Genomic DNA, 12,802 nt, shown 5'->3' on the forward strand with positions numbered 1-12,802 from the left:
TGGATTCTGCCTGGTCCATCGGGTGTGTGGGTTTTGTGCAGGTAACAAAGGCCGGCAACGTTACGGAATTGCGTCCTGTTGGGGGAACCCCGCCCGGCCCCGCCCCGGCGCCCGGGGCGGGGCCGGGCGCCGGGCCTCACGCCAGGGTGGCCAGCGCCTCGGTCACCGCTGCCAGGTCGGCGTCGTTGGCCAACCCGGCGTGGTAGAGCCGGAGTTCGGTCGCGCCCAGCTCGGCGGCGTGCGCGGCGTCGGCGGCCAGCGTCGCGGGCGAGCCACCCATGCCGGCGACCACGGGCAGGTTGGCGGCGACGGTGCGGCCGGCGAGGTTCGCCTCCGTGAACGGGGTCAGCGCCGCCGCGCGGGCGGCCGGGCCGCCGGCGGCCGGCACCACCACGCCGTCGGCGTGCGAGAGCACCTCGGCCGGGCGGACGCCGACGTTGGCGCCGCAGCGGTGCGGGGCCGGGTCGGCGTGCAGCAGCACCCGGAAGTCCGGCCGCCCGGCCTCGGCGGCGCGGGCGCGGACGGCGGCGACGGCCGCCCGTTGGAAGGCGTCGGCGACGCCGAACCGCCAGGCGGCGACGGCCGCCGCCAACTCCTCGCCCAACGCGGCCACGATCCCCGCCCACTCGGCGTCCCGGGCGTCCCCGCTCCCGACGGGCTCCGGCGGCGCGCCCGCCCAGCGCGGCGCCAGCGCCTCGCGCACGGCGGCGGCGAGCCGGCCCGGGTCGGCGCCGGAGGCGGCGTAGCCCTCGGCGCAGACCGCGCAGAAGCAGAGCGACATCAGGAAGCTGCCGACCCCGCCCAGCGCGGCGCCGCCGATCTTGTCGTGCGCGTGCAGATGGTCCAGGCCGTACCAGCCGCAGGACTCCAGCTCGACGCCGGCCGTGCCCGGCCGGACGGCCGCCTCGGCCGCCAGGGCCTCGGCGTAGGCGCGCACCTCGGGCCGCGCCACGCACGGCGCCCACGGGTAGCGGTCGCCGAACGCGTTGACCACCGTGCTGGCCTGATGCTCCTCCCCCAGCCGGGAGTTGTGCGCCAGGATCACCCAGGAGTGGACGTCGAGGCCGGCGGTGCCGAGCGCCTCGGCGGCCAGGCCGTAGGGGTCGTTATCGGGCAGCCACTCCTGGCGGTGCGGGCGCGGCGCGCGGCCGGCCCAACGTGCCTCGTCCGGCGGGTAGTAGACGGCGGAGTGCCGGGCGGTGACCACCCGGTGCGCCGGGTGGCGCGGGGTGAGGGCGCGGGTGGAGTGGTAGGCGGCGGCGAGGGTGACCTGGCGCACGCCGAGCGCGGCGATCCGCTCGGCGGCGGCCGGGTCGCCGACGACGTCCCACGGGTAGACGAAGGCGGCGGCGCGCATCAGCCCTTCACCAGGCCCAGGCCGGTCTCGATCAACTCGGCCAGCCGGTCGAGGTGTTCGGGCAGCGGCTCGGAGAGCGGCGCGCGCACCTCGCCGACGTCGAGGCCGCGCAGCCGCACGCCCGCCTTGACCAGCGAGACGGCGTAGCCCCTGCCCTGGTTGCGGAGTTCGACCAGCGGCCGGTAGAAGCCGTCGAGCAGCCGCTGGACCGTCGCCCGGTCCTCGGGGGTGTCGCCGGCGAGCGCGGCGTGGAAGGCGAGGGCCACCTCGGGGAGGAACGCGAAGACGGCCGAGGAGTAGAGCGTGACGCCCAGGCCCCGGTAGGCCAGGCCGGTCAGCTCGGCGGTGGGCAGCCCGTTGAAGTAGCGGAACGGGCGGTCCGGGTGGGCGGTGCGGACGGCGGAGATGGTGCGCTGGAGGAGGTCGAGGTCGCCCAGGCCGTCCTTGAGGCCCACGATGCCGGGCGTGGCGGCGAGTTCGACGACGGTCTCGGGGGCGAGCACCACGTTGTCGCGCTGGTAGACGATCACGTCGAGGGAGGTGGCGGCGGCCAGTTCGGTGAAGTGCCGCAGCAGGCCGCGCTGGTCGGCGACGACGAGGTAGGGCGGCATGGCCAACAGGCCGTCGGCGCCGGCGCGTTCGGCGCGGCGGGCGAAGTCGACGGCGAGCACGGTGCCGTAGCCGGCGCCGGCCAGCACCGGAACGGCGCCGGCCGTCTCCTCGACGGCGGCGGCCACGCACCGCTCGAACTCCTCGGGGGCCAGGGCGTGGAACTCCCCGGTGCCACAGCACGCGAAGACCGCGCCGGCGCCCGCGTCGATGCCGGCGCGGAGGTGGGCGCGGTAGGCGTCGAGGTTGAGCGAGCCGTCGGGACCGTACGCGGTCACCGGAAAGAACAGCAGGCCGTCCAGGCGCTGGCCGAGTGTGGCGTCGGTCATGTCTCTACTCCCCGGGCCGTACACGATGATGACCATTGTCCATGTTTCTGAACAACCACGCTAGTTCAGCGGCGATTTCCAGGTCAACCCGCCGTTGCCCCCGCCGTTGACGGCGACCAGGCCACCGCCTACGGTGACCCCGAAACGTCCACCCCTCCACGGTTCTTCACCCTCAGGGAGCCCCGATGCCGGCAGATCAGCCCGCTGAACGAGACACCGCGACGCCGCTGGTGCTGCTCACCGGGGCGGCCGGGGGCGTCGGGACGTTGATGCGCGAGTTGTTGCCGGCGCACGGCTACCGGCTGCGTTCCCTGGACATGGTGCCCATCGCGGATGAACCAGACGCCGTGGTCGCGGACCTCGCCGACCACGAGGCGCTGCGGGCGGCGGTGCGCGGCACGGACGCGATTCTCCATCTCGCTGGCATCTCCCTGGAGTCCACCTTCGAGAAGATCCTGCGCGCCAACATCGAGGGCACGTACCGCCTCTACGAGGCGGCCCGCGAGGAGGGTGTGCGCCGGATCGTCTTCGCCTCCAGCAATCATGCCGTGGGCGCCACACCCTGGCCCGGACCGGGTGACCCGCCGATCCCGGTGGACACGCCGCACCGGCCCGACACGTTCTACGGCCTCTCCAAGTGCTTCGGCGAGGACCTCGCGCAGTACTACTGGGACAAGCACGGGATCGAGACGGTCTCCATCCGGATCGGTTCCTGCTTCCCGAAGGCCACTTCCGTTCGGATGCTGTCCGTCTGGCTGAGCCCCGCGGACGGCGCGCGCCTCTTCCACTCGGCGCTCAGCGCGCGGGACGTGGGCCACACCGTGGTCTACGGCTCGTCGGCCAACACGAGAACCGTCTGGGACCTGGAACCGGCACGGGCGCTCGGGTACGCCCCGCAGGACGACTCGGAGATCTTCGCGGCGGAACTGATCGCGAAGGAAGGCGAGTTGGACCCGACCCGACCGGAACAGGCCCAGCTGGGCGGCCACTTCCTGACGGACCCGCCGATCTGGCCCCACTGAGCGCTGGCCGCGCGGGCGTCCGGGGAGGCCGGCTGCCCCGGCACCGTGCCCTGGCCGGGCGGGCGTTCACCGATGATGGCTGCTGCGCAGGGCGCGGTCCCCGGCCGGACGGGCTCGCCGGCTGACGGCGACTCGGTCGGTGCGCAGCGCTCCTTCGCCGAGGCCGGTGCGCCGGCGCGGACAGCGCTCCCGCGCGGGTCCTGACCGGGCTGGCCCGTTGCGACGACGTCCGCGCAGGGACCATGCGCGCCCCGGTCGTTGAACGAACTGTTCAACTCTCGACGGGCACCTAGAAAAAGAGTCCCCCACCCCCCGGGAGTCGACGGCGCGCGGACTACCAGGACGGCAGGCGATGTTCGCGCGGCAGCGTGGTCGTGAACCGAACACCCCACCCACCGCCGGCTGGCCAGAACAACCGCAACCGGTCCGCGAGACGCCCGACGATCGGTCACGTCCGAGACGGGCGACATGCCGGGGCAGGCCGGCGAAGCCGGTGCGCGCCACGCACGCCCCCACCCACCAAACGACCCCCGAACAAGCCGCAGTCCCCGCGCCCGGAAGGCACGGTCGCCATCACCCACCACCCCCGGCGGCAACAAACCCAACCCCCCGGAAGCCGCGCCCCCCTCCCAGCCAGCCCCTTGCGGTCATTCGTTACGCCCGCACCCGGCCGAACGTGCGCCACGTAGGCCCGGCGTAGTAGCCCGCGCCAGAGCCACAACCCCCGCAACGAGCCTCGTCGACCAACAAACGACCAGTCGGGCTGCCCCGCACCGGCCACCGGCCCGCACCCGAAGGCCGGGGGCCCCGGGAGCGCTCGGGGCCCCCAGGACCCCGGCGCCCCCGAGCCCACACCCGAAGGCCCGGCCAGCCCCGGCCCCGGCCCCCGCCTCAGCCCAGCAGCAGCTCGCCCGGCAGAGCCGCCCCGCTCTTCACCGTGTCGAGAACGAACATCGTGTCGTACCGGCGAATGTTGTCGTCCCCCTTGAACAACTCGTTGCCGAGGTCCCGCAGGTCCCCGATCGAGCGGGCCGTGAGCAGGACGGCGTAGTCCCAGGCGCCGGACAGGGCGTGGCACTGCTGGACCGCCGGGTGAGCCCGGAGCCGGTCGGCGAGGCGCCGGTGGTGCTCGAACGACTCCTCGACCAGCGCCAGCAGCACCAGCGCCTGCGCCAGGGCCGGCGCGGCCTCGGCGTCGACCACGGCGACGGTGCGCAGCACGCCGGCCGCCTTGTACCCGGCGATGCGGCGCTGCACGGCGCTCGGCGAGAGCCCGACCTGGTCGCCCAGGGCGCGCAGCGTCTGGTCCGCGTCGGCCTGGAGCAGGTCCAACAGCCGGGTGTCGATCTCGTCCCACGGCCGCTGTCTCGGGTTCACCTTGCGCACACGCAACAATCTCGCGTGACCGCGCAAACTACGCAAGCGGCTCTCGTACGGCTTTGCGTAGCGTCCGTTCCATGGAGAACACCTCACAGCGGCCCGAAGCGGCCGTCGAGCGCGCGGAGTTCACTGACCTTCGGCTGAGCCAGGTGCTGCGGGCGCGCACCGTCATCCCGGCGTGCTTTCTCGACACCCCGCAGTACGAGGACGACCTGCTCAACGCCGCCCTGGGACGCCGCGTCACGGTCAAGCTGGAGACGGCCAACCCGATCCGGAGCTTCAAGGGCCGTGGCGTCGGCTTCGCGCTCGGCGAGGTCCCGGCCGGGGAGACCGTGGTCTGTGCCTCCTCGGGCAACTTCGGTCAGGCCGTTGCCTATATCGGTCGGTCACGCGGGCTGAAGGTGGTCGTCTATGCCCCGGCCCCGGTCAACCCGGTGAAGCGCGCCCGCATGACGGCCTTCGGCGCCCAGGTGATCGAGGTCGACGAGGGCACGGGGGACGCGGGCGCGGCGGCCTCGGCGGCGGCCGAGGAACGGGGCGCGCACCTGATCGTCGACGGCGTGCCGCCCGAGATCGCCGAGGGCGCGGCCACCATGGCCGAGGAACTGACCCGCGCCGGAACGTTCGACACCCTCGTCGCGCCGATCGGGGACGGCAGCCTGATCAGCGGGCTCGCGCTCTGGATGCGCGGGCACGCGCCGCACACCCGCATCGTCGGCGTCAACCCGGCGGAGGCCCCCGCCATGCTGCGCAGCTGGCAGGCGGGCGAGCCCGTCACCGCGCGGCCCACCAGCGGCTTCGCCGAGGGGATCGCGATCCCCCGGCCGCACCCGGAGTCGGTCGAGCGGGTGCGCGCCCTGGTGGACGACATTGTCCTGGTGGACGAGCGCGAACTCCGCGACGCGATGGGCCTCGTCGCCCGCCAGCTGTCCGTGCTCGCGGAGCCGGCCGGCGCGGCGGGGATCGCGGCGATCGCCGCCGGTCGGGTGGCCGGCGAACGGGTCGCCACCGTCGTGACGGGCGCCAACCCGAACCCGCTCACCTAGGCCGCGCGTCCTTCGGCGCCCCCGCCGTCCGTGAAGTAGGCGGCGGTCTCGGCGTCGGCCGGGTAGTAGGACTCGATCGCCACCTCGTCCAGCGTGATGTCCAGCGGCGTGCCGAACGTCGTGATCGTCGAGAACAGCCGCAGCTCGCGCCCGTCGAAGCGGAAGGTCATCGTGATCGTGACGTCGGAGTCCGCCGGCGGGGCCGTCGCCTCCTCGCCCTCGGCCGGCGCCAGCAGCTCCTCGTAGAGCGCGGTGAGCCGGCCGTCCGGCGCGGCCGCCAGCTGGCGCCCGACGCGGGCGCGCAGCACGGACCGCACGTCGGCGAGGTTGACCAGCCAGGGCGCGAGCCCGCGCGGGTCGAGGCCGAGCCGCAGCATGTTGACGGGCGGGCGCAGCAGTTCGGGCGCGACGTCGGCGAGGAACGGGCCGACGGCCCGGTTGGTGAGCACGATGTTCCAGTGGCGGTCGATCACCAGCGCCGGGTAGGGCTCGTGGGCGCGCAGGACCCGGGCGACCGCGTCCCGCGCGGTGCTCAACGCGTCGGCGCCGAGCGGCCGTTCCGGGAACCGGGGCGCGAACCCGGCGGCGAGCAGCAGCCGGTTGCGCTCCCGCAGCGGAACGTCGAGCTGTGCCGCGAGCCGCAGCACCATCTCGGCGCTGGGGCGGGACCGGCCGGTCTCGACGAGGCTGACATGCCGCGCCGAGACGTCGGCGGCGATCGCCAGGTCGAGCTGGCTGAGCCGCCGGCGGTGGCGCCACTGTCGCAACAACTCCCCAACGGTGTGCACGAGCGGCGAGCGTAGCCGCCCGGCGGGCCGGCGGCCATGACATCCCAGTTCATCGACAGGCGCGGCCGGCGCCGGGAACACTGCCGCCCATGAGCGAACCCAGGACAGACGAGAACACCGCCCAGGAGAACAACACCGCCCGGGAGAACCGGGCCGTCGTGGAGCGGGCGTTGGCGGGGCTGGTCACGACCGGGGACGTCGGGGCGCTCGCGCCGCTGCTGCGCGACGACTTCGCGCACCACCGGCCCGAGGCCCCCGCGCGGACGAAGGACGAGTGGCTGGCCGGCGTGGGCGCGCTGCCGCTGGCCACGCTGCGGGTCGAGATCACGCACGTGGTCGCCGAGGGCGACCTGGTGGTCATGCACTCGCGGCGCTGGCTGGACGGCGGCGGACCGGGGATTCTGGGGGTCGACATCTGGCGGCTTGAGGACGGGGTGATCGTGGAGGGCTGGGAGGTCATCGAGCCGGTCGCGGACGCGGCGGCGCACTGGGAGTGGTGGCGGCCGGCCTCCTGACCCCCGGGAGCCCGGCCGCCGCCGGCCGGTCAGCCGCCGGCCGGTCAGCTGCCGTCGCGTGGGTCGGCGAGGCCGGTGGTCAGGAACGTGATGTCCTCGAACGTCGCCACACAGCCCTCGCCGGTGGGCGACTGCCCCTCGAAGCCCACGGTCAACGCCGCGTCCGGCGGGGCGTCCAGCGCGAACAGCCGGACGAGCTGCCAGCGTTGCCCGTCCGACGAGGCGTGGTAGCCGAGGACGCCGCCGGTGCGGGAGACCCGCAGCCACACCGAACGGCCCGACACCACAGGGCCGTTGGCGTCGTCGGACACCTCGCGGTTGACGACGGAGACCACCATGGGCTCGCCGTCCGGGGAGTACTCGAAGCAGAGCTTGGCCCAGTGCCGCTCGTCGTGCCAGAGCAGCAGCACGCCCGCGTCGAAGGTCGAGGCGAACGCGACGCCGACCCGGGCGCTGAGCCGGAAGTCGCCCTCGGGCGGCCGGCCGAGCAGCCGGGGCGCGTTGAGCGTGCCCGCCGCCTCGGCGCCACGGGCGGCGGCCGGGTCGACGAAGATGTCGGTGCGCGGGCCGGCCGTCACGGTGAGCCGGCCGGCGTCGGGGTCGACGCTCCAGGGCGTGGCGTCGGAGGGGGCCAACGGGAAGGGGACTCCGGGCACGGTCAGGGTCACGGTTCCTGGCTCCTCGGGTGACGGCGCGGCGGGCGGGGCGGGCTGCCCGCGAGGATAGGCGGTCCCGCCGCTCCCCGGGACCCGTCCCGGGCGGTCGCCGCTACCGTGGCCGGCACCGAGTCGAGAGGGGACGGCCGTGGCCAGGCACGACGCGGAGGCGTTTCACGCGACCGAACACGACCAGCCGGCAACGGAGTTGGGCGACGCGGTGCGGCGGCTGCACGAGGAGGGCCGGTACGCCACCGCGCTCGACCTGGTGCTGCGGCAGCTGCGGGACGTGGGGCCGTCGGAGGACGCGTTCTTCTGGGCCACGACGCTGCTGTTCACCACGCAGCACGCCACCGGCCCCGACGTCGCCGAGCCGGTCCCACGGGAGCGGCGCTCGAACCCCTACTTCGCGCCCGTCGCCACGGAGTGCGCCGCCTGCGCCCGCTTCTGGTTCTCCAGCCACCCGGCCCTCGCGAACGTGCGGCTGAACGTCGCCAACCCGATCGGGGTGCAGTGCCAGAGCTGCCGCTACTCGCTGTGCCGCGCCTGCTACGACCCGGCCGACGCGCGCTGCCCCGAGCCGGGCTGCCGCGGCACGTTGGGGGTGCCGGTGCTGCCGACCGGGCGGCCGCAGGGCAGCCCCGCCAACCCGTTCACCGAGAAGCTGGAGCATGTGCTGATCCTCTGGCGGAACACCCCGGTGGACCGGGAGGAGGCGGAGTTCCTGGTGGACCTGGCGTGCACCTGGCAGGACCGGGCGGGCATCGTCGTCAGGTCCCAGGTGAACCAGGCGGACGAACGGGACGGGGAGACGTCGGAACGGCGGATGGGCCTGGTGCTGGTCGGCCTCTACGAGCGGCTCGGGCAGATCAGCGAGGGCGGGCTGCTGGAGCGCACCCGGGTGGTGCCGATCATGTCGCCGGGCCACGGGAGGCGGCTGGTGCTGGTCACCGCCGCGCCCGAGACCGGCCCGGCGTCCCAACTGTCGGGCCCGGTCCGGTACCTGCTCTCCGACGACGAGGACAGCGAGAACGGGGACGGGATCGGGGGCAGCGCCGGGGCCGGCTCGGGCCGGCGGCGCCGCTGGTTCCGCCGCCGCCGCTGACCACCGCTGAACACCCGGCGGGCGCCGGCCCGTTCCCGAACACGCCCGTCATCGCCCCCGCCCCGTCATCGCCCCCGCCCCGTCAGCGGGCCGCCCGCAGGGCCACCGCGGCCAGCCGGTCCGCCTCCGGCGCCGACCCGCCGGCGAACCGGCGGCGGGTGTAGCCGAAGGCGATCCCGGCCGACGGCGCGGCGAACGCCACCGACCCGCCGGCCCCGTCGTGCCCGAACGTGCCGGCCGGCAGATGGCCGCCGGGCAGCAGGAAGCCCAGGCCGTGGGCCCGTCGCATCCCCAGCACCAGGTCATGGCCCGTGGTGTGCGGCGCCCCGGCCAGCCGGACCGTGTCCCGGTCCAGCAGCGGCGCGCCGCCGTCCACGCCGCTGATCGCGGCGGCGTACAGCCGCGCCAGCCCGCGCGCCGAGGCGACGCCGGCGACGGAGGACTGGCCGCCGGCCCGCATCAGCCGGGAGTTGGGCAGCTCGTGGAGCACGACGGGCGCCGCGCGACAGTGCCGGTTGCCCGCGATGCCGCCCAGGCTGTCCGGCGCCTCCGGCAGCGCGTCCGGGTCCGCCCGAGCCGGGCGCGGCGGCAGGATCGAGCGGAGCCTGGGCTCCTCCGCCTCCGGCAGCCCCAGGTGGAAGTCCACGTCCAGCGGCCCGCGTATCCAGCGTTCGTACGCCTCCCGCAGCGTCAACCCGCTGACGCGGCGGACCAGTTCACCGGCCAGCGCGCCGACCGTCACCGCGTGGTAGCCGAACGCCGCGCCGGGCCGCCAGTACGGCGGGTGGCCGGCGAGTCGTTCGGCGATCGCCGCGTCGTCGGCCAGCTCCTCGGGCGGGAAGCCCTCGGCGACGCCGATCGCCCCGGCCTGGTGGTTGAGCAGCTGGTGCACGGTGACCGCGCCCTTGCCGTGGGCGGCGAACTCCGGCCAGTAGTGCCGGACCTCGCGGTCCACGTCCAGCTCGCCCCGGCTCACCAGCAGGGCCACCACCAGGAACGCGGCACCCTTGGACGAGGAGAAGACGCCGGTCAGCGTGGACCCGTCGAACTCCGGCCCGCCCCAGAGGTCGACCTCCAGCCGGCCGTCCCGGTAGACCGCCAGCTGGGCGGCGTGCTCGGGGTCGGCGGCCAGCACCGCGTCGAACTCCGCGCGCAGCGCGGCGAACGCCTCGCTCGCCGTGCCCCGCGCCGCCGGCGTCGTCTCCTCGTGGGTCATCTCTCAACTCGCCTCTCGGTCAGCGGTGTTCACAGCCGTCCGGCGCCGGCGCGCAGGTCCAGCAGCAGCGGGATCAGCAGCGGGTGGTGCAGCTCACGGCGGAGCGTCGGCACCCAACCGGCGTCGTCCCCCAGGGTGTTGGACGGGTTGGCCGCGTGGAAGGCGTCCAGCAGGTCGACGGGCCGGCCGTTGACCAGGTTCCCGCGCTCGGTCATCGCGGTGTCCGCCGTCCACTGGTGGATCACCCGGTCCGGGGTGATCCCGCGCGGCAGGGTGATCGCGTTGTACTCGGCGACCAGCGCCGACTCGATGCCGATGCCCCAGCTGTAGCCGTAGCGGGCGCCGGCGTCCTGCCGGTAGTGGTTGTTGTAGGCGTCCACCTGCCCGTAACGGACGCGCGGCGCGCGCTCGTTGACGTTGTGGAACAGGTTGTGGTGGAACGTCGTCCGCAGCTTCCCCCGGTCGTCGGCCGAGGCGGAGTCGCTGTTGCCGAGCAGGATCGTCTTGTCGTGGTCGGTGAAGACGTTCCAGCTGACCGTCACCAGGTCGGCGCCGCGCACGATGTCCAGCTGGCCGTCGTGCTGCTGGAACAGCATCCCGAAGTACTCGGGCTGCTCGGCGTCCGGGCGGCGGCCGTCGGTGAACGTGTTGTGATCCACCCACACATGGCGGGAGCCGTACACGACGACGCTGTCGTACTCCGAGTTCCAGTTGCCGGTGTCGCCGTCGGTCGGGTCCCACTGCGGGAAGCAGTCGAAGGTGTCCTCGAAGGTGAGGTTGCGGACGATCACGTTCTCCACGCCCCTGATGTCCAGGGTGGCGCCGAGCAGCGTGGCGTCCGAACCGACGCCCACGACCGTGGTGTTGGAGGGAACGGACAGCAGCACCCGTTCCCGCTGCGCCTCGGCCGAGGCGATCCTGGCGTCCTCCAGCGGCCCGCTGGGCTCGGCCTCCCAGCCCCAGGTCTCGGGGTCGTAGGTGTCGAGGTAGCCGTCCAGGGTGTAGCCGTCCCTGGCGTAGTCGGCGCAGTCCAGCGGGTTGCCGGCGTCGTCGGCGTTGGCGTCGATCGCGCCGGCGACGCGGATCACGCGGGGCTCGTCGCCCGGCGCGGCCAGGGCGGCGGCGAGTTCGGCGCGGTCGGTGACCGTGGTGACGCGCTCGGGCGCGGCGCCCGAGCCGCCGGTGACGCCGCCCTCGGCGGAGCCCCAGCCGTCGCCGGCGGGCAGGGTGGCGTGGTCGAGCCGGCCCGGTTTCCCGGCGGGGGCCGCCGCCGAGGCCGACGGCTGGGCGGGCAGGGTGGTGAGGGCGAGGGCGGCGCAGCCGGCGAGGGCGACTCCTGCGACCGCCCGGGGTCTGGACGTGCGGAGGCTGACGAGGGACATGGCGACTCCAGGGGTTCGGGCTCGGGTTGGGGTTCCAGGCGGGGCGGGCGGTCGGGTCAGCGCTGTTCCAGCCACTCCGCCTGCGCCTCGTTGAGCTGCTCGGCCAGGTCGTCCGCGAACTCCTGGGCGGTCATCTCGCCCAGCAGCAGCCGCTGGAAGTTGGGCTCGCTGCCGGCCTTGGTGATGTCGTTCCAGTCGGGCAGGTAGTAGGGCAGCTGCACGATGGTGGTGTTCTCGTCGTTGAGCGCCTCGACGGCGGCCCGGGTGGGCGGCGCCTCCGCGATCCACGGGTCGTCCAGCACGGCGGTGTTGGACGGTATCTGGCCGGCGGACTCGTTCCAGCGGCTGTTCATCTCGTGCGAGAGGGCGAACTCGATGAACGTCCAGGCCGCCTCCTTGTTGTCGCTGGAGCGGAAGAGGCCCAGGCCGTCCACCGGGTTGGAGACGAAGGTGTGGCCGCCGCCCTCCTCGGCCGTCGGCATCGGCAGCCCGTCGACGACGCCCTCGCCGAAGGCGGCGGTGTGGTCGGCGTAGGAGCCCAGGTTGTGCTGGAGCATCCCGACGGTGCCGCCGGTGAACGTGGCGACCATGTTGGTGAAGTCGCTGTTGAGGTCGGCCTCGGGCGTGACGCGGTTGTACAGGTCCACGTAGTTCTGCAACGCCTCGACGTTGGCCGGGTCGTTGACGGTGGTCTGGTCGCCGTCCCAGAAGCTGTCGATGCCGGACTGGGCGTACATCATGTCCAGGGCCTGGGCGATGGAGCCCTCACCGCCCCTGAGGGTGAAGCCGAACGCGTTGTTGGCCCGGTCGGTCAGGGTCTCGGCGGCGGTGAAGAAGTTCTCCCAGGTGGTGGGGGGTTCCAGCCCGGCCTCGTCGAAGAGGTCGGTGCGGTACCAGAGCACGCCCTGGTTGGCGGAGGTCGGCACGGAGTACGCCTCCTCGCCGTCGCCGACGGTGGAGCGCACGCTCTCCAGCATGTTGGGGATGAGCTGTTCCTCCAGGCCGCTCTCGGCGAGGCGCTCGTCCACCGGGTCGAGGGCGCCCTGGGCGACGAGGTTGGCCAGGTAGGAGGTGGAGACGCCGCCCACGTCGGGCAGGCCGTCGCCGCCGCCCTGGATGGCGGCGTCGTACTTGGACTGGACGTCGGCGATCGGGACGCCCACGTACTGCACCTCGATGTCGGGGTGCTCCTCGTGGAAGGCGTCGATGATCTCGTTCCAGATCTCGGTGCGGGCGCCGCCGTTGTTGTCCCAGAAGACGATCTTTCCGGTGCCGTCGCCCTCGGCTCCGGAGGAGGTGCCGTCGTCCCCGCACGCGGTCGCGGTCAGGGCCAGGACAAGCCCGGTGGCGGCGACGATGGCGCCCCGGGTCCGCTGTGTTCTCATCGGTGCTCCTCG

12 protein-coding genes are annotated in these 12,802 nt (G+C 74.0%); 4 read left to right on the plus strand and 8 right to left on the minus strand.

Annotated features, from left to right (window positions below):
* Nucleotides 1–136: 136 nt before the first annotated feature.
* Nucleotides 137–1,357, minus strand: a complete 1,221-nt coding sequence (locus tag FH609_RS06990; RefSeq protein WP_139666613.1) for a hypothetical protein — start codon at nt 1,355–1,357, stop codon at nt 137–139.
* The gene (locus FH609_RS06995) at nt 1,357–2,295 is read right to left on the minus strand and encodes a 5-dehydro-4-deoxyglucarate dehydratase (protein WP_139666612.1); all 939 of its coding nucleotides are present in this window, start codon (nt 2,293–2,295) and stop codon (nt 1,357–1,359) included. Before FH609_RS06995 ends, FH609_RS06990 begins: the two co-directional genes overlap by 1 nt.
* A 185-nt stretch (nt 2,296–2,480) precedes the next feature.
* On the opposite strand from FH609_RS06995, the gene FH609_RS07000 reads away from it, so the two are divergent.
* Complete coding sequence (locus tag FH609_RS07000; protein WP_139666611.1) at nt 2,481–3,317, plus strand: NAD-dependent epimerase/dehydratase family protein; 837 nt, start codon at nt 2,481–2,483, stop codon at nt 3,315–3,317.
* A gap of 891 nt (nt 3,318–4,208) precedes the next feature.
* On the opposite strand, the gene FH609_RS07005 is transcribed toward FH609_RS07000, so the two are convergent.
* Nucleotides 4,209–4,703, minus strand: a complete 495-nt coding sequence (locus tag FH609_RS07005) for an Lrp/AsnC family transcriptional regulator (RefSeq protein ID WP_226961466.1) — start codon at nt 4,701–4,703, stop codon at nt 4,209–4,211.
* Between the two features lie 71 nt (nt 4,704–4,774).
* Here FH609_RS07005 and FH609_RS07010 point away from each other — a divergent pair, with 71 nt between their 5' ends.
* Nucleotides 4,775–5,743: a threonine/serine dehydratase gene (locus tag FH609_RS07010; RefSeq protein ID WP_139666610.1), complete on the plus strand. Its 969-nt coding sequence runs from the start codon at nt 4,775–4,777 to the stop codon at nt 5,741–5,743.
* Here FH609_RS07010 and FH609_RS07015 read toward each other — a convergent pair.
* A complete protein-coding gene (locus FH609_RS07015) occupies nt 5,740–6,531 on the minus strand; it encodes a helix-turn-helix domain-containing protein (protein ID WP_139666609.1) in 792 nt (263 codons plus the stop codon). The genes FH609_RS07010 and FH609_RS07015 overlap by 4 nt on opposite strands.
* A gap of 89 nt (nt 6,532–6,620) precedes the next feature.
* Between FH609_RS07015 and FH609_RS07020 the strand changes: the two genes are divergently transcribed.
* Nucleotides 6,621–7,046: a nuclear transport factor 2 family protein gene (locus FH609_RS07020; RefSeq protein ID WP_139666608.1), complete on the plus strand. Its 426-nt coding sequence runs from the start codon at nt 6,621–6,623 to the stop codon at nt 7,044–7,046.
* A 44-nt stretch (nt 7,047–7,090) separates the two neighbouring features.
* Here FH609_RS07020 and FH609_RS07025 read toward each other — a convergent pair whose 3' ends face one another.
* On the minus strand, nt 7,091–7,708 hold the full coding sequence (locus tag FH609_RS07025) for a DUF1349 domain-containing protein (protein ID WP_405378865.1): 618 nt from the start codon (nt 7,706–7,708) through the stop codon (nt 7,091–7,093).
* A 142-nt stretch (nt 7,709–7,850) separates the two neighbouring features.
* Here FH609_RS07025 and FH609_RS07030 point away from each other — a divergent pair, with 142 nt between their 5' ends.
* Nucleotides 7,851–8,807: a hypothetical protein gene (locus FH609_RS07030; RefSeq protein WP_139666606.1), complete on the plus strand. Its 957-nt coding sequence runs from the start codon at nt 7,851–7,853 to the stop codon at nt 8,805–8,807.
* 82 nt (nt 8,808–8,889) lie between these two features.
* On the opposite strand, the gene FH609_RS07035 is transcribed toward FH609_RS07030, so the two are convergent.
* The 3 genes from FH609_RS07035 to FH609_RS07045 are packed head-to-tail and all read right to left on the minus strand — an operon-like array spanning nt 8,890 to nt 12,790.
* Complete coding sequence (locus FH609_RS07035) at nt 8,890–10,023, minus strand: serine hydrolase domain-containing protein (RefSeq protein WP_139666605.1); 1,134 nt, start codon at nt 10,021–10,023, stop codon at nt 8,890–8,892.
* A gap of 29 nt (nt 10,024–10,052) precedes the next feature.
* Complete coding sequence (locus FH609_RS07040; protein WP_139666604.1) at nt 10,053–11,405, minus strand: polysaccharide lyase family 1 protein; 1,353 nt, start codon at nt 11,403–11,405, stop codon at nt 10,053–10,055.
* Nucleotides 11,406–11,461: 56 nt separating this feature from the next.
* The gene (locus FH609_RS07045) at nt 11,462–12,790 is read right to left on the minus strand and encodes an ABC transporter substrate-binding protein (protein ID WP_139666603.1); all 1,329 of its coding nucleotides are present in this window, start codon (nt 12,788–12,790) and stop codon (nt 11,462–11,464) included.
* Nucleotides 12,791–12,802: the final 12 nt, after the last annotated feature.

Source organism: Streptomyces sp. 3MP-14 (assembly GCF_006334905.2).
Taxonomy (GTDB): domain Bacteria; phylum Actinomycetota; class Actinomycetes; order Streptomycetales; family Streptomycetaceae; genus Streptomyces; species Streptomyces triticirhizae.